Annotated in this window: 16 protein-coding genes and 1 rRNA gene; 10 read left to right on the top strand and 7 right to left on the bottom strand. The window is 53.5% G+C overall.

The annotated features are described in order from the left end of the window. Positions 1-48: 48 nt before the first annotated feature. The 6 genes from lpdA to ampD form a co-directional block, all read right to left on the bottom strand. Complete coding sequence (lpdA, locus tag LZP73_RS15280) at positions 49-1,476, bottom strand: dihydrolipoyl dehydrogenase (protein ID WP_169565678.1); 1,428 nt, start codon at positions 1,474-1,476, stop codon at positions 49-51. Positions 1,477-1,620: 144 nt separating this feature from the next. Next, positions 1,621-3,594: a dihydrolipoyllysine-residue acetyltransferase gene (gene aceF / locus LZP73_RS15275; RefSeq protein ID WP_234235848.1), complete on the bottom strand. Its 1,974-nt coding sequence runs from the start codon at positions 3,592-3,594 to the stop codon at positions 1,621-1,623. Between the two features lie 11 nt (positions 3,595-3,605). Beyond that, positions 3,606-6,272, bottom strand: a complete 2,667-nt coding sequence (gene aceE, locus LZP73_RS15270) for a pyruvate dehydrogenase (acetyl-transferring), homodimeric type (RefSeq protein WP_234235847.1) — start codon at positions 6,270-6,272, stop codon at positions 3,606-3,608. Positions 6,273-6,347: 75 nt separating this feature from the next. Next, complete coding sequence (gene pdhR, locus LZP73_RS15265) at positions 6,348-7,100, bottom strand: pyruvate dehydrogenase complex transcriptional repressor PdhR (RefSeq protein ID WP_169565681.1); 753 nt, start codon at positions 7,098-7,100, stop codon at positions 6,348-6,350. A 295-nt stretch (positions 7,101-7,395) separates the two neighbouring features. Next, positions 7,396-8,250, bottom strand: a complete 855-nt coding sequence (ampE, locus tag LZP73_RS15260) for a beta-lactamase regulator AmpE (RefSeq protein WP_234235846.1) — start codon at positions 8,248-8,250, stop codon at positions 7,396-7,398. A gap of 87 nt (positions 8,251-8,337) precedes the next feature. Next, positions 8,338-8,886, bottom strand: coding sequence for a 1,6-anhydro-N-acetylmuramyl-L-alanine amidase AmpD (gene ampD, locus LZP73_RS15255; protein WP_234235845.1), 549 nt, complete (start codon positions 8,884-8,886; stop codon positions 8,338-8,340). Between the two features lie 272 nt (positions 8,887-9,158). On the opposite strand from ampD, the gene nadC reads away from it, so the two are divergent. The 10 genes from nadC to LZP73_RS15205 all read left to right on the top strand — a co-directional run bounded on the left by nadC (position 9,159) and on the right by LZP73_RS15205 (position 19,430). After that, a complete protein-coding gene (nadC, locus tag LZP73_RS15250; RefSeq protein ID WP_234235844.1) occupies positions 9,159-10,058 on the top strand; it encodes a carboxylating nicotinate-nucleotide diphosphorylase in 900 nt (299 codons plus the stop codon). A gap of 804 nt (positions 10,059-10,862) precedes the next feature. Then, on the top strand, positions 10,863-11,303 hold the full coding sequence (locus tag LZP73_RS15245) for a pilin (RefSeq protein ID WP_234235843.1): 441 nt from the start codon (positions 10,863-10,865) through the stop codon (positions 11,301-11,303). Positions 11,304-11,359: 56 nt separating this feature from the next. Further along, positions 11,360-13,069, top strand: a complete 1,710-nt coding sequence (pilB, locus tag LZP73_RS15240; protein ID WP_234235842.1) for a type IV-A pilus assembly ATPase PilB — start codon at positions 11,360-11,362, stop codon at positions 13,067-13,069. A 32-nt stretch (positions 13,070-13,101) separates the two neighbouring features. Next, on the top strand, positions 13,102-14,370 hold the full coding sequence (locus LZP73_RS15235; RefSeq protein WP_234235841.1) for a type II secretion system F family protein: 1,269 nt from the start codon (positions 13,102-13,104) through the stop codon (positions 14,368-14,370). Positions 14,371-14,429: 59 nt separating this feature from the next. Next, complete coding sequence (locus LZP73_RS15230; RefSeq protein WP_234235840.1) at positions 14,430-15,344, top strand: prepilin peptidase; 915 nt, start codon at positions 14,430-14,432, stop codon at positions 15,342-15,344. A gap of 32 nt (positions 15,345-15,376) precedes the next feature. Continuing rightward, complete coding sequence (gene coaE, locus LZP73_RS15225) at positions 15,377-15,982, top strand: dephospho-CoA kinase (protein WP_234235839.1); 606 nt, start codon at positions 15,377-15,379, stop codon at positions 15,980-15,982. Between the two features lie 9 nt (positions 15,983-15,991). Next, positions 15,992-16,726, top strand: a complete 735-nt coding sequence (gene zapD / locus LZP73_RS15220; RefSeq protein WP_234235838.1) for a cell division protein ZapD — start codon at positions 15,992-15,994, stop codon at positions 16,724-16,726. An 85-nt stretch (positions 16,727-16,811) separates the two neighbouring features. Beyond that, positions 16,812-17,021, top strand: coding sequence for a DNA gyrase inhibitor YacG (gene yacG / locus LZP73_RS15215; RefSeq protein WP_169565691.1), 210 nt, complete (start codon positions 16,812-16,814; stop codon positions 17,019-17,021). A gap of 25 nt (positions 17,022-17,046) precedes the next feature. Then, positions 17,047-17,439, top strand: a complete 393-nt coding sequence (gene mutT, locus LZP73_RS15210) for an 8-oxo-dGTP diphosphatase MutT (protein WP_169565692.1) — start codon at positions 17,047-17,049, stop codon at positions 17,437-17,439. Between the two features lie 341 nt (positions 17,440-17,780). Beyond that, positions 17,781-19,430, top strand: coding sequence for a PAS domain-containing protein (locus tag LZP73_RS15205; protein WP_234235955.1), 1,650 nt, complete (start codon positions 17,781-17,783; stop codon positions 19,428-19,430). Positions 19,431-20,146: 716 nt separating this feature from the next. Here LZP73_RS15205 and rrf read toward each other — a convergent pair. Then, positions 20,147-20,236: ribosomal RNA gene (rrf, locus tag LZP73_RS15200) — 5S ribosomal RNA — on the bottom strand; the annotation flags it as partial.

Genomic DNA, 20,236 nt, shown 5'->3' with positions numbered 1-20,236 from the left:
AAGAAAAAGGCGCTCCTGAGAGCGCCTTTGGCAAAAGTTACGGGCAGATTACTTCTTCTTCGCCTTGGGATTTGGCAAGTCGGTAATGGAACCTTCGTACATTTCCGCGGCCAGGCCGACCGACTCATGCAGCGTTGGATGAGCATGGATAGTCAGCGCGATATCTTCGGCATCACAACCCATCTCGATCGCCAGACCTATTTCGCCCAGCAGCTCACCACCGTTAACCCCGACTATGGCGCCACCTATGACTCTGTGAGTCTCTTTGTCGAAGATAAGCTTAGTCATGCCTTCGGCACAATCGGAAGCTATGGCACGGCCGCTGGCGGCCCATGGGAAGGTCGCAGTTTCGAAGGCGATGCCTTGTTCTTTGGCTTCTTTCTCGGTCAGACCGACCCAAGCCACTTCAGGAGCCGTGTAGGCGATCGATGGGATCACCTTAGGATCGAAGTAATGCTTCATGCCGGCAATGACTTCGGCGGCCACATGGCCTTCATGCACGCCTTTGTGTGCCAACATAGGTTGACCCACGATATCACCGATGGCATAGATGTGCGGTACGTTGGTACGCAGCTGCTTATCTACGTTGATGAAACCACGCTCGTCGACATTGACGCCTGCCTTGTCGGCATCCAGTGACTTGCCATTGGGCACACGGCCTATGGCAACCAATACCGCATCGTAACGCACGGCTTCGGTCGGCGCGCTCTTGCCTTCCATAGAGACATAGATGCCGTCTTCTTTGGCTTCAACCGCGGTCACCTTGGTTTCCAGCATCAGATTGAATTTCTTCTTGATCTGCTTGGTGAAGACGCGAACCACATCTTTATCGGCCGCAGGGATCACCTGATCCAGCATCTCGACTACGTCGATTTGGCTGCCCAGAGACGAGTAAACGGTACCCATTTCCAGACCTATGATGCCGCCGCCCATGACCAGCAGCTTGCCGGGGACTTCTTTCAATTCCAGCGCATCGGTCGAATCCCAGATGCGTGGATCTTCATGGGGAATGAATGGCAGCTTGATCGGACGCGAACCGGCGGCAATGATCGCCTGCTCGAACTGAACCTGAGTCACGGTACCGTCTTCGGCAGTCACTTCCAGGCTGTTGGGGCCGGTGAACTTACCGAAGCCGTTAACGACTTTGACTTTACGCATCTTGGACATGCCGCCCAGACCGTTGGTCAGCTGACCTATGACTTTTTCCTTGAAGCCGCGCAGCTTATCCAGATCTATCTTAGGCTCGCCGAATACCACACCGTGATCTGCCACTTCTTTGGCTTCTTCGATCACTTTGGCAACGTGCAGTAAGGCCTTGGATGGGATACAACCCACGTTCAGACATACACCACCCAAGGTGCTGAAACGTTCAACAATAATAGTTTCCAGACCTAAATCTGCTGCGCGGAAAGCCGCAGAATAACCTGCAGGACCTGCACCCAATACCACTACCTGAGTTTTGATTTCGTTACTCATGTTTTCCTCTAATTCTCGTTCTTTCCGTTGGAAGGGCTACCCAACCAACCGAATCATGCGCCAGCTCGTAAGGTGGGCGCATTTTAACCTTTGTTTGATACCAATCACAACAAAAAGGCCGCTCATTATGAGCAGCCTTGGCTGTTATAAAATCAAAGTGCGAATATCGGACAAGATACCTGACAGGGTCACGCTGAAGCGCGCCGCCATGGCACCGTCGATCACCCGGTGATCGTATGACAAAGACAATGGCAACATCAGCTTAGGCTCGAAGTCCTTACCATTCCACTTGGGTTTGATTTCAGACTTGGACACGCCGAGGATAGCCACATCAGGGTAGTTGACGATAGGCGTAAACGCGGTGCCGCCTATGCCACCCAAACTTGAGATGGTGAAGCAGCTGCCCTGCATATCGGCAGATTTCAGCTTGCCGTCACGGGCTCGCACAGAGATATCCGCCAGCTCGAGGGACAACTCTATGATGCCCTTCTTGTCTACATCCCGTACCACAGGCACCACCAGACCATTAGGCGTATCCACGGCCACGCCTATGTGGAAGTACTTCTTCTGGATCAGCGATTCGCCGTCGCTGCTCAGGCTGGAGTTGAACACAGGGAACTGCGCCAGCGTCTTGGCCACGGCCTTGAGCATGAACACCAGAGGAGTGATCTTATAGTTAGCCTTCTTCTTGGCCGCAACCTCGTTCTGTTGTTTGCGGAAGGCTTCCATCTCAGTGATATCCGCTTCATCGAACTGGGTCACGTGAGGAATGGTTACCCAGTTGCGGTGCAGGTTGGGGCCGGAGATCTTCTGGATGCGGCTCAATGGGATTTCTTCCACCTCACCGAATTTGCTGAAGTCCACCTTAGGCGCAGCTATCACCTGCAGGCCGCCATTGCCTGAAGCCACAGAGGTGGCCGCCGTCGCCTTGGGACGTGACAGCTCATACTTCACATAGGCCTGCACGTCTTCTTTGAGAATGCGTGCCTTGCGACCACTGCCTGTGACCTTGGTCAGGTCGACGCCAAACTCACGGGCCAGACGACGCACCGCGGGTGACGCATGTACCACACCCGTAGTCACAGGCGCAGCCGCGCTTGGGTGGTGTGGCACGGGTGGCTTGCTTGGCGCCGAGGCAGACATAGGTGCCGCGGCCGGCGCCTGGGCGACAGGCGCCGGCGCTGCAGCACCTTGAGTCACTGTCTCTATGGTGGCGATCAAGCTGCCCTGAGACACCTTGTCACCCACCTTGACCGTCAGAGACACCAATTTACCCCCGAAGGGAGCCGGCACTTCCATGGTGGCCTTGTCGGTTTCCAGGGTGATGAGGCCCTGATCTGCGGCAATCTCATCGCCGACTGCCACCAGCACTTCGATCACATCGACATCGCTGGCATCGCCTATGTCCGGTACATGCACTTCCTTGACCGCCACGACATCTGCGGCAGCAGCCACAGGGGCGGCTGGCGCAGCAACTTGGGTTGCTGCCGCCGGGGTAACAGGCGCCGCCTGTGCTTGTGCCCCAGGCGCTTGGGCGGCGCCCACTTCCAGCATGATCACCAGTGAGCCCTGGGACACCTTGTCACCGACAGCCACTTTCACTTCTTTAACCACACCGGCTTGCGGTGAGGGCACATCCATGGTCGCCTTGTCGGTTTCCAGGGTAATGAGGCCTGCATCTGCTTCTATGCTGTCGCCAACAGACACCAGCACTTCGATGACTTCCACATCTGTGTCGCCACCTATGTCCGGCACTGCAACTTCGATGAGCCGAGTGCCAGTATTTGCCGCAGGGGCTGGCGCAGCGACAGGCTCGGCTTGCACCGGCACAGCCGCCGCAGCCTGTGGCACCTGTGCTTCGGCGGCCGGTGCGGTCGCACCCGCGGCCTGCATCATGGCGATCAGTGTCCCTTCGGATACCTTGTCACCCACTGCCACTTTCAGCTCGGTCAGCACACCGGCGAAAGGCGCAGGAATATCCATGGTCGCCTTGTCGCTCTCTACCGTGATGATGGATTCTTCCGCCGCCAGGGTATCGCCCACGGCAGCACAGATCTCAATGACTTGAACTTCATCGCCACCGATATCAGGAACCAAAACTTCTTTTAAATCAGCCATTGGCTATCCCCTTATGCAAACTGTGGGTTGATCTTGTCGGCATCGATACCATATTCACTTATGGTCTTGGCCAACACTTCGACAGACAACTCGTTACGGTCAACCAATGCCTTCAGGGAGGCGATGACGATAAACTTGGCGTCCACTTCGAAGTGGTGACGCAAGTTCGCCCGGCTGTCGCTGCGACCGAAACCATCGGTACCCAACACCTTGTAATCCGTTGGCATGTAAGCACGCAATTGTTCACCGTAGATCTTCATGTAATCGGTCGCGACAATGGCAGGTGCATCGGCGGCAATCACTTGACTGATATAGGCTTGCTTAGGCGTTTCGGCAGGATGCAGCATGTTCCAGCGCTCTACGGCCTGGCCGTCACGGGTCAGCTCGTTGAAACTGGTGACGCTGAACACATCGGCGGTGATGTCGAAATCCTTCGCCAGTATACTGGCCGCCTTGCGCACTTCTTCGAGGATAGTGCCGCAACCCATCAGCTGTACCTTGGCCTTGCCTTTGGCTGCCAGGGTTTCCAGCTTGTAGATACCTTTGACTATGCCTTCTTCGGCGCCTTGTGGCATCTCAGGCTGAACATAGTTTTCATTCATGGTCGTCAGGTAGTAGAAGATGTCTTCCTGGTTGTCGCCATACATGCGGCGAATACCGTCCTGCACCACTACGGCAATTTCGTAACCATAGGTAGGATCGTAAGAAATACAGTTGGGGATGGTATTGGCCAATACATGGCTGTGACCATCCTGATGCTGCAGGCCTTCACCGTTCAGGGTAGTACGGCCAGAAGTACCGCCGACCAGGAAGCCACGGGCACGCATGTCACCCGCCGCCCATGCCATGTCGCCGATGCGCTGGAAACCGAACATAGAGTAGTAGATGTAGAAAGGGATCATAGGCGTGTCGTTGACCGAGTAGCTGGTCGCGGCCGATACCCATGAAGACATGGCGCCGAGCTCGTTGATGCCTTCCTGCAATACCTGACCGGACTTGTCTTCACGGTAGTAAGCCACCTGATCCGAGTCTTGGGGAACGTATTTTTGGCCTTCGTGAGCATAGATACCCACCTGACGGAACAGGCCTTCCATACCGAAGGTACGGGCCTCGTCTGGGATGATAGGCACTATCTTCTTGCCTATCTGCTTGTCTTTCAGCAAGGCAGTCAGCACCCGCACGAACGCCATGGTAGAAGAGATCTCACGGCCATTGGAGCCCTTGAGGATCGCATCGAAGATTTTCAGTGACGGCACCTGGATCTCTTCGGAGAACTTCTCGCGGCGCTGCGGCAGGCTGCCATGCAGGGCGTCGCGGCGGCTCATCAGGTATTTCACTTCTTCCGAGTCTGGACCCGGGTGGTAGAAAGGCATCTCTTCCAGCTGGTCATCCGGGATGGGGATGTTGAAGCGATCGCGGAAGTAACGTACAGATTCTGCACCCATCTTCTTCACGTTATGGGCAATGTTCTTGCCTTCGCCGGCATCGCCCAGGCCGTAGCCCTTGACTGTCTTCGCCAGGATGACGGTTGGACGACCCTTGGTTTTCTTGGCGTGATCCAGCGCGGCGTAGATCTTGACAGGATCGTGACCGCCACGGTTCAGGCGCCAGATGTCATCGTCGGACATGTTGGCCACCATCTCGGCAGTCTCCGGATACTTGCCGAAGAAGTGCTCACGGGTGTAAGCGCCACCCTTGGCCTTGCAGTTCTGGTATTCGCCGTCGACGGTTTCTTCCATCAGCTGCAGCAGCTTGCCGCTGGTGTCACGGGCCAATAATGGATCCCAGTAACGGCCCCAGATGACCTTGACCACTTCCCAGCCTGCGCCGCGGAATTCGCCTTCCAGTTCCTGGATGATCTTGCCGTTACCGCGAACCGGGCCGTCGAGGCGCTGCAGGTTACAGTTGACTATGAATACCAGATTATCCAGTTCTTCACGGGCCGCCAGGCCTATGGCACCCAGGGCTTCCGGCTCGTCACACTCGCCGTCGCCCAGGAAACAGTAAACCGTTTGCTCGGAGCAATCTTTCAGGCCGCGGTCGGTCAGGTATTTGAGGAAGCGCGCCTGGTAGATGGCCTGGATAGGACCCAGGCCCATGGACACTGTCGGGAACTGCCAGTAATCCGGCATCAGCTTGGGATGCGGATATGAAGACAAGCCCTTGCCATCCACTTCCTGACGGAAGTTGGCCAGCTGATCTTCGCTCAGACGGCCTTCGAGGAAGGAACGGGCGTAGATGCCGGGGGCGATATGGCCCTGGAAATACACAAGATCACCACCGTCTTTCTCATTCGGTGCACGGAAGAAGTGGTTGAAACACACGTCATAGATAGTCGCGCTGGAGGCGAAACTCGAGATATGACCACCCAGCTCCAGATCTTTCTTAGAACCACGCAGTACCATGGCCAGGGCGTTCCAGCGGATGATGGCGCGAATGCGACGTTCCATCTCCTGGTTGCCCGGCATTTGTGGCTCCTGACCCGCAGGAATAGTGTTCAGGTAGGCGGTCGTCGCATTGTAAGGCAAGTGAGTGCCGTTGCGACGGGCCTTATCGATCAGCTTTTCCAACAGGAAATGGGCGCGCTCGGGACCTTCTTGTTCCAACACGGCCTGCAGGGCATCGACCCATTCCTGGGTCTCTGACGGATCTAAATCTTGTAGCATATCTTCAGACATGACGCTGTCCTTCTCTATATACAGATAATAATAGGTTTACGGTATTCACCCCTGCAGCCTGCGCTGCCAGTGGTATCAAATGCCGCTCTTTAAACGGCGCAGGCTACGCTGCAACCGGCTATCTTCTTTGCGCACAGACAACATCACTTCCTCTATGTAGCTCAAGTGCTCATTGGAGGCTTCTCTGGCGGCTTCGGGATCACGGCGAACTATGGCGGCGAGCAAGGCTCGCCTATGCTCGTTGGCCATGGTGGAAGCTTCTTCGCGACGGCTAAGAAGCTCCAGGTTCTGTGCCACATTTTGATGCAGCACAGGGGCTAAACTCAGAACCAAATGCAGCATGGCCACATTGTGTGAGGCCTCGGCCACGGCGCGGTAGAAACGCACAATGGCAGCGGCCTGCGCCTCTACCCCTTCGGCGGCTTCGACTTCGAGGATCATGCGCTTGATGTTCTGCATGTCGGCATCTGTGCCACGCAGTGCGGCAAAATAGGCCATCATGCCCTCGGTCGCATGACGAAACTCCAGCAAGTCGTATTGACTCTCGGGATCGCTGTTCATCAGTTCGACTATGGGATCGGCAAGACTCTGCCAGAGCTGTTGCTTGACATAAGTGCCGCCACCCTGGCGACGCATCAACAAGCCTTTCGCCTCGAGTTTCTGTATCGCTTCACGCAAGGAAGGACGCGACACTTCAAACTGGATCGCCAGCTCGCGTTCGGGCGGTAACTTCTGACCGGGCTGCAAGCTGCCCTCGAGGATCATCTGCTCCAATTGCGCCATGATCACATCAGAAATTTTCGGCTGGTTAATTTTACTGTAAGCCATCGAGTCCCTCGGCTTCATTGTAAATTGGTCTTACCAATTATATGAGTGGACGCACTTTATCAAATCAGACTTTTGATGTCCAGCCACGGCATGTGCTCAAGCTGAGTGAGCATAGCTGAAAAATAACGTCATGGGGTCAGACCATTTGACATGGAGAGCCAAGAGCCGGCACTGATGAGGCGGCCACCACTGCAGATCCCGGCGCTGGCCCATAGCTGCCTGAGAATAGTTGCCTGAGAGTGCTTGGCGGAAAGCGCTGCCCGCCTCAGACCCTCAGGACAGCGGGGCCGGCCGATTAACTGACCAGGCCGAAGATGGTCAACAGAGACAGCAGGGTCACCAAGAGCATGAAGTTGCGCTTAGTCAGAGCCAACAGGGCCAAGGTCGGTTGCACGCTGACCGGGGCATTGCCGGCATCCTCGGCCACAGACTCGGCCGCCATCGCCGTTTCGGTGATCACCCGCCTGGCGCTGGTTCTCGGTCGCAAGGCATTCGTCCGCCAAGTCGCCAACGCCCGACTGAACTCGCCGCTGAGCACATAACCGAAGGCGAAAAGCCGGCTCGGCAGCCAATCCAGCAGCATGAGTACCGTATCCACCAGCGGCAATGCCTGCGCCTTGCGTCTATTCTCTTCGGCGTAGAAACGTACGGTACAATAGAAGATGACGCCAACCGGGCCGAGGAAGACCAGATACAAGGCAACGGCGCCATAGTAGCGATAATTAATCCAGGCCACACTCTGGCCGACCTTGGTGCCGAGATCTGTTTCAGAGACGGCGTCGAAACACTCGCTGCAATCCAGCTCGCCGGCATAATGGTAACAGGCCTGCACATCGCCACGACACGCCGCCTGGATATAATGTTTGAAGGCCTGCCGCTGTTGTTGATGGCATAAACAGAGCACAGACACCAACACCCAGAGCACCAGGCTGAGGCAACCCCAGAACAGACCCGCTACGGCCCAGCTGAGCAGGTAGACGCCGACGGCCGGCAGAACCAAGGCCAAGGCCATCACGAGATCCGAACTCAAAGGTTTAATGCCGAATACGCTCGCGTGATATCGCCTGAGCAAGCCATCAAACTGCCATGTAGACGGCAGCAACTTCAACCTTTCCACCAGAATTGCGACCAACAAAGAGAACAGTGCCATCTATCTCACCTCATTAATGTGTATGCGCGCCGGATAAGGGAAGCTGTTTCCCAGCCTTAACCCGCTGCAGCTCATGCGCCGACCGGCTTACCCAGTCAGGCCACCCAGATACCTATGCCAATCGAAGCTCGCCCCGGGATCTGTCTTGCGTCCAGGGGCGATATCGCTATGCCCCACTATCCTCTCGGGACTCAGCTGGGGATATTCCTGCAGCAGTTGACGGGTGAGTCTATCCAACTGCAGGTACTGCAGCTCCGTATAGGCAAGCTCGTCCGTTCCCTCCAACTCTATGCCTATGGCAAAGTCATTGCAGTTTTCGCGCCCCTGAAAACATGACAGGCCCGCATGCCAGGCTCTGTCATCACAGGAAACATATTGCACTATTTCACCATCCCGGCGGATCAGGAAATGGGCCGAGACCTGGAGATCAGCCAAGCAGGCAAAACTGGCATCCGCCTGCACATCGAGACGGCCCTGAAACAAGGCGTCTATGTACGGCAGACCGAAACAACCTGCCGGCAGGCTGATGTTATGGATCACCAGCAGACTGACCTCGGCCTCTGGCCGAGCATTGAAATGGGGTGACTCACAGCGCCGTGCCTGCTTAAGCCAGCCCGAGGTAAATTGCCATTGCACGCCACACACTCCTGCCCAATAGAGAAACCTCTTAACTCTAGCAGTTTTAACTGACTGAATATAGACGGCATATACCATTGCGGCCCGGAGGCGACGACAGGGCTCAATTAAACCTCATATCCAGGCCCCCGGCCCGGCACACATGAAAAAAAGCGCCCTGGATGATAGGAAGAAACGCCAACAAAACTGCGTTTTTGCACCCGCTTATGATAATCTTAAGCGGTAAAAAGTCCCACTTTCGGTACCATAAGCACAGCCCAAGGACACCCAGCATGCTAGAGAATGATATACGTCTTGCCGTCAAAATTGCCCTGGATGAAGATTTAGGCCACACAGCCAATCCACAGGCCGATGGCACAGATCCAGAGACAGCGGCTTACTCAACCGGCGATATCACGGCACAATTGATCCCCGCCGACAGATATGCCGAAGCCAGCCTCATCACCCGCGAAGATGGTGTCTTCTGTGGCAAGGCCTGGGCGGAACAAGTCTTCAATCAACTGGGCAGCGAGGTCGCCATTCACTGGCATGTGGACGATGGCGATCTCATAGTGGCTAATCAGGTATTGTGTGAACTGTCAGGCCCAGCCCGCAGTATCTTGACCGGTGAGCGCACCGCGATGAATTTCATTCAAACCCTGTCCGGGGTGGCGACCCTGACCAAACATTATGTCGACAAACTCGCAGGTACCAATACCCGCCTGCTGGATACCCGTAAGACACTGCCAGGGCTGAGAACCGCGCAGAAGTATGCCGTCACCTGTGGCGGAGGTCATAACCACAGGATAGGCCTGTTCGATGCTTTCCTGATCAAAGAGAACCATATCCTGGCCTGTGGCGGCATCCCTCAGGCCGTCAACGCCGCCCGTAAGCTGCATGCAGACAAGGCTGTCGAGGTTGAAGTCGAGTCCCTGGCTGAACTGACCCAAGCCCTGGATGCCGGCGCCGATATCATAATGCTGGACAATTTCGACGTGACCATGATGCTAGATGCCGTGGCCATCAACGACAGCTATAAAGACAGAGGCCAGAATACTAAGCTGGAAGTCTCGGGTAATGTCACCTTGGATACCCTGGCGGACTTTGCCCGCACCGGGGTCGACTATATCTCGGTCGGCGCACTGACCAAGCACCTGCGCGCCCTGGACCTGTCACTCAGATTGAAGGCATAACGCCTTCTATATCATCTTTTTAGCCGGCCTTTAGCCTTGGCGTCGAGTCCTATCTGGCTCGACGCCTCAGTTTGTCCCGGCAGGGGCTCGCCCTGTATCAATCCGAAGCAGCATAAGCACGAAAAAGAGACGCTGAAAAAAGCCTGGCTCGAACAAGCATCTCGCTTCTGCCCGGGAAAAGTTCTGCTCTGCTCCATCCAAGATACCGAATTTGTTCCCGGCGATATTTTTGCTACACCAAATGCGCACAAAAAATCTGTCTTGCAGGTAATTTCCTCTCCTGCAAACAGAGAAAAGCCTCGGTTCAATTTGATGTTTTTTCCGCCTGTTTTTTGACTTACGGCAATTAAGTGTCGCATACGGTTTATATGTCAAATAAGTGTTACTCAAAAAATGTACAATTTCGCGCAAACCCAGTAACCAAGCCAATTATTTGCAGTTAAAGTGAAAATTAAGTTTCCTTTTTTTGTAACTTTATAATAACTTTTAGGGCAAGCGAGAGGGTGGTTTTGAGCTCATATCAGAGATCTCAGTTCAGGCATTACTGATTGAGTCATGGCACATGTGTTTCACCGCTTCTCGTCGGTAGCTGTCGACCTAAATGACATGCGATGTAGCTTCAAACAATTAGCTCGAGATGTAGCTTAAAAAACGGCTTCAATCCCATAAATTCATATTGATTTGGGCAAACGGCACCATCCACAGGAGTCTGCTATCCTTAATCGACTGGTTAACGAGAGTAGACAGGAAGCAGCAACAGGACATGTTGCGGGTTAACTGAGTAGTCCTAATGGAGATAACACAATGAAAGGCATTACATTAAACAAGAACGCTAAAGGTTTCACCCTGATCGAACTGATGATCGTGGTCGCCATCATAGGTATTCTGGCAGCGATCGCCCTGCCTGCGTATCAAACTTACACTAAAAAAGCTAGATTTTCAGAAGTAATGCTAGCAACCTCAACAATTAAAACAGCTGTTGAAGTTTGTTTCCAAGGGCGTGGTGGATTAGATCTTGCTAACTGTGATACCGCAGGAAAAGTTGGAGCAGATCTGGCGGGAGCAGCTGCAGGTGCTAATGTGGCAAGCGTAACATTAACTGCCGCAACAGCTGTTATTACGGCAACAGGCGATGCAACAAGTGTCGATGGCGTAACTTATGTTTTAACTCCAACAGTTTCAGCTGATGGCGGAACTATGACTTGGGCTGAATCAGGCACTTGTATTGCTGCAGGTCTATGTTAATAGCTTAAAGATAAAAGCCCTAACCAAACAGTTAGGGCTTATTTCTAAGGTCAAATATGCCAACAACCGGCCTCCACCTAGGTTTATCTACCCTATTCATCCGTCAAGGCTTGCTCAGCGAGGCTCAGATAGCGGAGGCCATCAACGTATCCCGCAAGAGCAAGCTCTCCCTGGTCAGCACCCTGGTCACCGAAAAGTTATTGTCTGCCAAGGCCATAGCCGAGCTATGCTACGAAGAATATGGCACCCCGCTGCTGGATCTTGACGAATTCGATATCGCCTCAATTCCGGAAGACTTCCTCAACAAGAAGCTGATCGAGAAGCATAGATGCCTGCCGTTATTCAAACGCGGCAACCGCATATACATAGGCACCTCGGATCCCAGTAATATCGCCGCATTGGAAGACTTCCAGTTCAGTGCCGGCCTGCACGCCGAAGCCATATTGGTCGAGGAAGACAAGCTCGCCAAGGCACTGGAAAAAATTCTCGAGGAAGACCTCAACAGCCTGGACTTAAGCGGCATAGACGAAGAAGCGCTGGCCGGCATAGAAGTCACTGACACGGACAAGCGGCACGAAGAAAGCACTGGCGACAGCAGTGACGATGCCCCTATTGTCATCTACATCAACAAGATACTCACGGATGCGATACGTAAGGGCGCTTCGGATCTGCATTTCGAGCCCTACGAGAAACGCTACCGTATTCGTTTTCGCATCGACGGCATACTGCATGAAGTATCCGAACCTCCTATCAGCCTGTCCGGGCGCATCTCGGCCCGCCTCAAGGTGATGTCCAAGCTGGATATCGCCGAACGGCGAGTGCCCCAGGATGGACGCATCAAGATGAAGCTGTCGCGCACCAAGTCCATCGACTTCCGGGTCAGCACCCTGCCCACCATCTGGGGCGAAAAGATAGTGATGCGTATCCTCGACTCCTCCTCGGCGCAGCTGGGGATCGAGAAGTTGGGCTACGAGCCGGATCAGGAGCAACTCTACCTAGAAATGCTGGCCAGACCCCAGGGCATGATCTTGGTCACAGGGCCTACAGGTTCGGGCAAGACAGTCTCCCTGTATACGGGACTGAACATACTCAATACGGAAGAGCGCAACATCAGCACCGCGGAAGATCCGGTCGAGATCAATCTCGAGGGCGTCAATCAGGTGCATATCAATCTCAAGGCCGGCCTCACCTTCGCCTCGGCGCTGCGCTCCTTCCTGCGCCAGGATCCCGATGTGGTGATGGTGGGTGAGATCCGTGATCTGGAAACCGCCGAAATCGCCATCAAGGCGGCGCAGACGGGTCACCTGGTGTTATCGACCCTGCATACCAACTCTGCGGCAGAGACCCTGACCCGTTTGGTTAACATGGGGGTACCGGGTTACAACATCGCCAGTTCGGTGAATCTGATCATCGCCCAGCGTCTGACCCGGCGCCTATGCCCTGAATGCAAGCAAGCTGAGGATATCCCAGAACATGAACTTCTCAAGCTCGGCTTCAGCAAAAGCCAAATAGACAGCGGCTTCACCGTATTCAAGCCCGTCGGCTGCGATCTCTGCTCCGGCGGTTACAAGGGGCGGGTCGGTGTCTATGAAGTGATGAAGATGACCGATGAAATCGCCAGAACCATAATGGAGGGGGGCAACTCGCTGCAAATTGCCAATCAAGCCAAGGAACAGGGCATGCGGGATCTGCGCCAGTCAGGCCTGCTCAAGGTGATCCAAGGGGTCACCAGCATTACCGAAATCAACCGCGTCACCAGCATCTAGCCCTAGCCGCTATTTTCAACCGAGGAGCCATTATGGCAAGCGCCACCGCAGTCAAGAAGAGGTCCAAGGCAGAGAGTAAAGCCCAAAAGAGTCAACCCAAGGTGTATACCTTCGAATGGAAAGGCCTCAACCGCGACGGCAAGAAGACGGGCGGTGAACTCAAGGGCAGCACAGTCGCCGAGGTCAAGAGCCAGCTGAAGAAGCAGGGGGTCAACCCCAAACAGGTGCGCAAGAAGTCGGCCTCCCTGTTTGCCCGTGAAAAAAGCATCAATGCCATGGATATCGCCATGATCACCCGCCAGATAGCCACTATGCTGGCCGCCGGCGTGCCTCTGGTGACCACCATCGAATTACTCGGCCGGGGTCATGAGAAGGCCAAGGTCAGGGAGCTTCTGGGCATAATAGTCACAGACGTACAGGCGGGGATCCCCCTCTCGGATGCGTTGCGACCCCATAGGCGTTATTTCGACGATCTCTATGTCGATCTGGTGGCGGCGGGGGAACATTCGGGCGCACTGGACGCGGTATTCGAGCGTGTCGCCACCTACAAGGAAAAAGCCGAGCAGCTGAAGTCCAAGATCAAGAAGGCCATGTTCTATCCCGCCGCCGTGGTGGTAGTAGCTATTGCCGTCACCACCCTGCTGCTGCTATTCGTGGTGCCCCAGTTCGAAGAAATCTTTGCCAGCTTCGGCGCCGAGCTGCCGGCCTTCACCCAGCTGATTGTCGGCATCTCCCGAGGACTGCAGGCCTCCTGGTATTTCTTCGTGATAGGCATCATCATCGCCGTCTTCTCATTCGTTCGCGCCCACAGGAGCTCCCAAGCCTTCAGGGATCGCATCGATGAATTGGTACTGAAGATACCTTTGATAGGCGACATACTGCATAAGGCAGCCATGGCCCGCTTTGCCCGCACCCTGGCTACCACCTTCGCCGCCGGCGTGCCGCTGATCGATGGCATGGTGTCGGCCGCCGGCGCCTCGGGCAATGCGGTGTACCGAAGGGCGCTGCTGAAGATACGTCAGGAGGTGATGGCCGGGATGCAGATGAACATAGCCATGCGCACCACTGAGCTATTCCCTGACATGTTGATCCAGATGGTGATGATAGGCGAAGAGTCCGGCTCGTTGGACAACATGCTCAACAAGGTCGCCAACATCTACGAGATGCAGGTCGATGATGCCGTCGACGGCCTCTCCAGCCTGATCGAACCCATAATGATGGTGGTGATAGGCTCCTTGGTCGGTGGCCTGATCGTCGGCATGTATTTACCTATATTCCAAATGGGTAACGTGGTAGGTTAAGTTGTTAACTTTTCATGATAAGCACCCGTAATACACACCCATAATAAGAATTAGTTGAAATGTCAGAAATCCTTAGTGTTTTAAGCCACAACTTGTGGCTGTTCATCCTCATCAGTTTTATGTTTGCCAGCGTCATAGGCAGCTTCGTCAATGTGGTGATCCATCGCTTGCCCGTGATGATGAAGCGCCAATGGCAGCAGGAGTGCAACCAATATCTGGCCGAATATCACCCGGAGCAGCTGCAGCAACTGGGAGCAGAGAAACTCAATGAAGCAATAGATCCCTATCCAGCCAAATACAATCTGATTTTTCCTTCATCAACCTGCCCCAAATGCCACAACCCCATCAAGCCTTGGCATAATCTGCCCATTATTGGCTGGTTAATGTTGAAAGGAAAATGCGCCTCTTGCCAGTCACCTATATCACCACGCTACCCCCTGGTAGAACTCATCGCCGGACTCCTTATCTCGGTATTGGCATGGCACTTTGGTCCCAGCGGGCAGTTTCTCTTCGCCAGCCTGCTCACCTTCGCCCTTATCGCCCTGACAGGCATAGATCTGGACGAGATGCTGTTGCCGGACCAGATCACCCTGCCCCTGCTATGGTTGGGATTGATGCTCAATCTGCAAGGCCAGTTTGCCACTGCAACGGATGCACTGATAGGCGCTGCTGCCGGTTATCTCAGCCTCTGGTCTGTATTCTGGCTATTTAAGCTGCTGACGGGCAAGGAAGGCATGGGCTATGGTGATTTCAAATTGCTCGCCGTATTTGGTGCCTGGCTCGGCTGGCAAATGCTGCCCCTGGTGATATTGCTGTCATCCCTGGTGGGAGCCTTGGTAGGAATAAGCCTGATAGTGACTAAGCGTCTCGATCAGAGCAACCCTATTCCCTTCGGGCCTTATATCGCCGCTGCCGGTTGGATTGCCCTCGTCTGGGGTCAGGATATTGTCGATTGGTACCTGACAACCCTGTGATCCCAAGGGCACAGGGCTAAGGAGTAGCATGCATGTCAAAATTTATCGTTGGCCTGACCGGCGGCATAGGCAGTGGCAAGACCACAGTCGCTAATCTGTTTGCCAAGCAAGGGATTACCCTGGTCGATGCCGATCTGGTGGCACGGGATGTCGTTGCCCCTGGCGCAGAGGGTCTGGCACAAATACGGGCCCATTTCGGTGACCAAATCCTGCTCGATGACGGCAGCCTCAACCGTGCGGCGCTGCGAGAGTTGGTATTCAATACGCCGAAAGAACGGGAATGGCTTAACCAATTATTGCATCCCATGATCCGCGCCGAGATGCTGCGGCAGGTGGCCAGCGCCAGCTCCGCCTATGTCATCATGGTCGTTCCCTTGCTATTTGAGAATGGGTTGGATAAGTTAGTTAATCGGACATTAGTGGTGGATATTTCACCCGAATTACAACGCCAAAGAACCATGCAGCGTGATGCCGTCGATGCCCGGCAAGTTAATAACATCATTAACAGCCAAAGCAGCCGGGCAGAGAAACTGGCTAAAGCCGATGACGTTATCGATAATCAAGGAGAGATATCAAAATTAGAGTGCGAGGTTTTAGCACTACACCAGAAATACTTACATTTATCCGGTAAAGCCTAACCCAACGCCATGACTGAACTTATTTACGAACAGCCCTTGAACGAAAAGATCCGTAGCTACCTGCGCTTGGAATTTCTGGATAAGCAATTGCACAATAACTTCAGTCAGGACCATCAACAGAGATGCTTCTATCCTTTATTTTCCCTCTGTGAATTGACCGAACGTTGTGATTATCGTACCGATGTATTGAAAGATATCGACAGGCATTTACATCAGCTCCCCCAATGGCAACAACAGCCAGGCGAAAATCTAATGCCAATAGCACAGCTGCAACAGGCACTTCAGCAGGCCAAGGATGCATTGCAGAAATCTGAACGCTTCGGCGCTCAGCTCAAGCAGGATAGATTCCTGTCTGTGTTGCGACAACGTTTTTCCATGCCTGGGGCCAGCTGCAGTTTCGATCTTCCACAGTTGCATTTCTGGTTGGCTAAACCCTGGGAAGAACGCAGACAAGATTATCTGAACTGGTGCAGTCACTTCGATGCCCTGTTACGCCCCATAGGCATATTGCTTGAGCTTACCCGAGCTACGGCCCAATACACACAGGCAAGTGCCTGCGCCGGCTTCTACCAGGCCGAAAGCCAACGCCCCCTGTCCCTGGTGAGGGTTAAAGTTGATGCCAGTTATGGCTGCTATCCAACGATCAGCGGGCATAAGAATCGCTACGCGATTCATTTTGTGCAGTTCGCACAGCAGCGGCATTCTGACCAAAACATAGATTTCCAACTGGCGGCCTGCACCTGAAGGGATTATCATTCTCCCAAGCTAAGCCATATAGCTTAGCTTGCACGTCTTAGAGATTGCCAGTATCAGACCCGAGAGAGATGTTATGCCTATTGCCGTAAACTGCCCCATCTGCCAAACACCTGTAGCCTGGGTCGCTGAATCCCAATTCAAACCTTTTTGCAGCGAACGTTGCAAGTTGATCGATCTCGGCGATTGGGCCTCTGAGAAACATGCCATTCCTGTTAAACCCGAATTCGATCCACAAGCCTTGGACTCTCTGGGCTATGACGACGCCGACTTCTTCAAAGAATAATCCGACCTAAGCCGATATAACACCTATGACTAAAAGAGTTCATGTTGCCGTAGGCATCATAATTAACCATGACAATAGCGTCTTGCTTGCCAAACGTCATGAACATTTGCATCAGGGCGGAAAATGGGAATTTCCTGGCGGTAAAGTCGAAGCCAACGAGACTGTCACCCAAGCCTTAGTCCGTGAGCTGAAAGAAGAGGTCAATCTCGACGTTGACCACAGCCAGCCATTTATGGCCCTGAGTTACGATTACCCGGATAAACAGGTATTACTGGATATACATCTGGTCACAGAGTTCAGCGGTGAAGCCATAGGTGCCGAAGGGCAACAAGTGGCCTGGGTAGCTAAAACCGAGCTCAGTGAGTATGAATTCCCCGCGGCCAATAGGCCCATCCTGGAAAAATTTTTGGCACTCTAGTCCATTCGCCCTTGCACCACAGGGGCGCATTTCTTCCATGTATCCTGCTCCATGTCCTCTTCTGTATGCCCTCTTATCCAAGATGTCCTCCCATAAAGCAGCATCCCAATCTGGAGTCTATTGCTCTTCAGGCGTCATTTACCCTCACCCAAACGGTATCGGCAGTAGATATTATCCAGGCCAATTTTCATAATTGTCTTAATCTCCATCGAGCGACTTGTGGTAAATTAGCCGGATTATTATTTCAATCCTAATCTATTTGAAGTTTTGCACTGGTGTCGCTTGAACATTCCGGCAAGCTGCACCCACATCAGTGTTAACGAGGGGATATTTTGCTGAAAATGCCAAGGCTGGCGATAGCCTACCTCATGCCTGTGAGTGTTATCATTTTTTACCTGTGCTTAACCTCGGGGGCATATCTTTATGGCGATGCCCAGGTACGCAACTCGGTGGCAGAACGTCAGCTGGAATGGGTGAAACAACAAGTCTTCAGAACACAACACCTGGTGGAATCCGCTCTGCTGGTCCAAGATCTGGAACGCATAGAACAGGAAGTGTCATTAGCCTCGACAGATCCCAATGTAATGGTCTATATTCTGCTCGATTCCGCCAGCAAGATACGTTTCGCCAACCACCTGGTTTGGCGAAACAGCAATGCAATCCAAGTCATAGATGGCTACCTGTTCGAACGTCATTATGAGGTAGTGTCATCGACACAAGCCTATATTCATATCAATGAGGACAGACTGTCTATTCAGGCATACTATCCCCTTATCCCCAACAGTGATCTCGGTCCGGATAATAATGTTGAGCTGCTCTATGTCGAGTATGACCTTTCCCTCCTCATGGCTAAGGCTTCCAACAGCCTGCAGAAGACCTTTTATCTATTCTGGGGCGCCGGCACTGTTTTTCTGCTGATATTGTTATGCTTCTTGCACTGGCTCATCATTCGTCCGCTGAAACGACTCAACCACAGTACTATGGGGGAGCCCATAAAACCTACAGGTTGGCTGCCGGCCGAGCTAAACCGTCTCCAAGATGGCTTTGAGCTCATCAAAGACAACGCCAGCTATAATCTCAAACGTCTCAACGACAGTGAACAGCGCTGGCTGTTTGCCGTCAACGGCAACCATAAGGGGATCTGGGACTGGAATATCGCCACTGGCGAGGTATTTATGTCCGACAGCTGGAAAGCCATGCTGGGTTGCGCCCCTCTCGACAACACCGACGATTTCCGGGCCTGGAAGGGCAGAATACATGTGGAAGATAAAGCCAGAGTGCTCCAGAGCCTACAAGAACACCTCAATGGGGATAGTCAAACATTCGAATGTGTTTATCGCCTCAGACATAGACAGGGGCACTATATTTGGGTGCTGGATAGGGGAATGCTGATCGACTGGGATGACCAGGGACGCCCCAGCAGGATCATCGGCATGAATACCGATGTATCAGACAGCCTGAACACCCAAAACACTCCCAAAACAACCAAGGCTGAAGCCTGGCTAGAACAGCAGATGCTAAGGCACACAAAGGCTAAGCAATCGGCCTTGTTTGTCATTCGCCTAGCCGACACACAAGTTCAGTCAAATGCGGTCGAAAAGCCATTAATCCAGCTGTTCATTGCCAGACTTTCAAACTACCTGTCGGCAGTGGGCCTCAACGGCCACTATCATGACGGTGAATATGTCTTCATCGCATCGGCATTAGCATTAGCATCGGCATCGGACTCTGATATTGCTCGGCGACACAGCTTGGCCATAGGCAGTGACATTGCGCGTCTACTCACGCAAGATGACTCCTTGGATGGTGGCATGCTCCGGGCATTCAGCTTCTCCATCGGCATAGCGCTGGCAGAGTCGGCCAAGCAACTGCCGGTCAGCGTCTGGCTTAAACAGGCACGAGTTGCCGCGAGCCGCTCCCACAGCCACAAATCGCCCTGCAGCATCTACTCTGATACAAACACCACAGAACTGCACGGACACGACTCGTAGAAGAGCCGAGACTCAGCCACAGACGGCTTGAGACTGCGCACCCCTCTGCATTTCTCCATTCCCTTAATCAACACACCTAAGTAAAATTGCCTTCCCTATGCAACCTATGGACATCGAAGCAGTGGCGACTCAGTAAGCCTCTGTCTTACCCTGCATAGACGTGAGAAACCCAGTAGATGCCAGGAGGCATTTTCTGTCAGAGCTTGTTTAATAATCGCATGGGCTTCATTCTCCACCGCATTCCCCCTTGAAGACACATGGTAGTTGCATGCCTCGCATACACTATATTTATAGCCTCATGTGCGAGCCAAGATTTCAAACGCTGTTCAACGAAAAAATCCCCGACACAGAGTGCCGGGGATCTATCGATTATCTTTCAAAAAATTAGGCGCCGGTCATGGTCAGCTACAGGCAAAGCCTCCGCGCTCAATGGACGCCAAGCCATACTTCACCAACATAGCTTCTTTCAGCCCAGGAACCACAGGGATGGGGGAAGTGCCTTTAGTCCAAACGCAAAAAAACCACCTTGTTAGGTGGCTTCTTCACTCTCTTACGAGCAATTAGGCGCCTGTCATGGCCAGCTTCGAGCCAAGCTCTCTGCGTTCGGACCTTTTATCTTCCCCATGTTCGAGTGAGCATTTCAAAAGCCGTTAAACGAAAAAATCCCCAACACTGAGTGCTGGGGATTTATCGCTTCTCTTTCGAGAAAATTAGGCGCCTGGAAATGACCTACTCTCACATGGGGAGACCCCACACTACCATCGGCGCGATTGCGTTTCACTTCTGAGTTCGGGATGGGATCAGGT

Source organism: Shewanella sp. AS16 (assembly GCF_021412365.1).
Taxonomy (GTDB): domain Bacteria; phylum Pseudomonadota; class Gammaproteobacteria; order Enterobacterales; family Shewanellaceae; genus Shewanella; species Shewanella salipaludis.
This window is presented reverse-complemented; position numbering and strand designations above follow the sequence as displayed.

Excerpts from the sequence above, each read along its gene's own strand:
- LZP73_RS15235 (WP_234235841.1), top strand. The coding sequence starts at position 13,102 with ATGGCAAGCGCCACCGCAGTCAAGAAGAGGTCCAAGGCAGAGAGTAAA.
- LZP73_RS15205 (WP_234235955.1), top strand. The coding sequence starts at position 17,781 with ATGCCAAGGCTGGCGATAGCCTACCTCATGCCTGTGAGTGTTATCATT.
- aceF (WP_234235848.1), bottom strand. The coding sequence starts at position 3,594 with ATGGCTGATTTAAAAGAAGTTTTGGTTCCTGATATCGGTGGCGATGAA.
- LZP73_RS15245 (WP_234235843.1), top strand. The coding sequence starts at position 10,863 with ATGAAAGGCATTACATTAAACAAGAACGCTAAAGGTTTCACCCTGATC.
- lpdA (WP_169565678.1), bottom strand. The coding sequence starts at position 1,476 with ATGAGTAACGAAATCAAAACTCAGGTAGTGGTATTGGGTGCAGGTCCT.
- yacG (WP_169565691.1), top strand. The coding sequence starts at position 16,812 with ATGCCTATTGCCGTAAACTGCCCCATCTGCCAAACACCTGTAGCCTGG.
- pdhR (WP_169565681.1), bottom strand. The coding sequence starts at position 7,100 with ATGGCTTACAGTAAAATTAACCAGCCGAAAATTTCTGATGTGATCATG.
- LZP73_RS15230 (WP_234235840.1), top strand. The coding sequence starts at position 14,430 with ATGTCAGAAATCCTTAGTGTTTTAAGCCACAACTTGTGGCTGTTCATC.
- ampE (WP_234235846.1), bottom strand. The coding sequence starts at position 8,250 with ATGGCACTGTTCTCTTTGTTGGTCGCAATTCTGGTGGAAAGGTTGAAG.
- zapD (WP_234235838.1), top strand. The coding sequence starts at position 15,992 with ATGACTGAACTTATTTACGAACAGCCCTTGAACGAAAAGATCCGTAGC.
- nadC (WP_234235844.1), top strand. The coding sequence starts at position 9,159 with ATGCTAGAGAATGATATACGTCTTGCCGTCAAAATTGCCCTGGATGAA.
- mutT (WP_169565692.1), top strand. The coding sequence starts at position 17,047 with ATGACTAAAAGAGTTCATGTTGCCGTAGGCATCATAATTAACCATGAC.
- coaE (WP_234235839.1), top strand. The coding sequence starts at position 15,377 with ATGTCAAAATTTATCGTTGGCCTGACCGGCGGCATAGGCAGTGGCAAG.
- aceE (WP_234235847.1), bottom strand. The coding sequence starts at position 6,272 with ATGTCTGAAGATATGCTACAAGATTTAGATCCGTCAGAGACCCAGGAA.
- pilB (WP_234235842.1), top strand. The coding sequence starts at position 11,360 with ATGCCAACAACCGGCCTCCACCTAGGTTTATCTACCCTATTCATCCGT.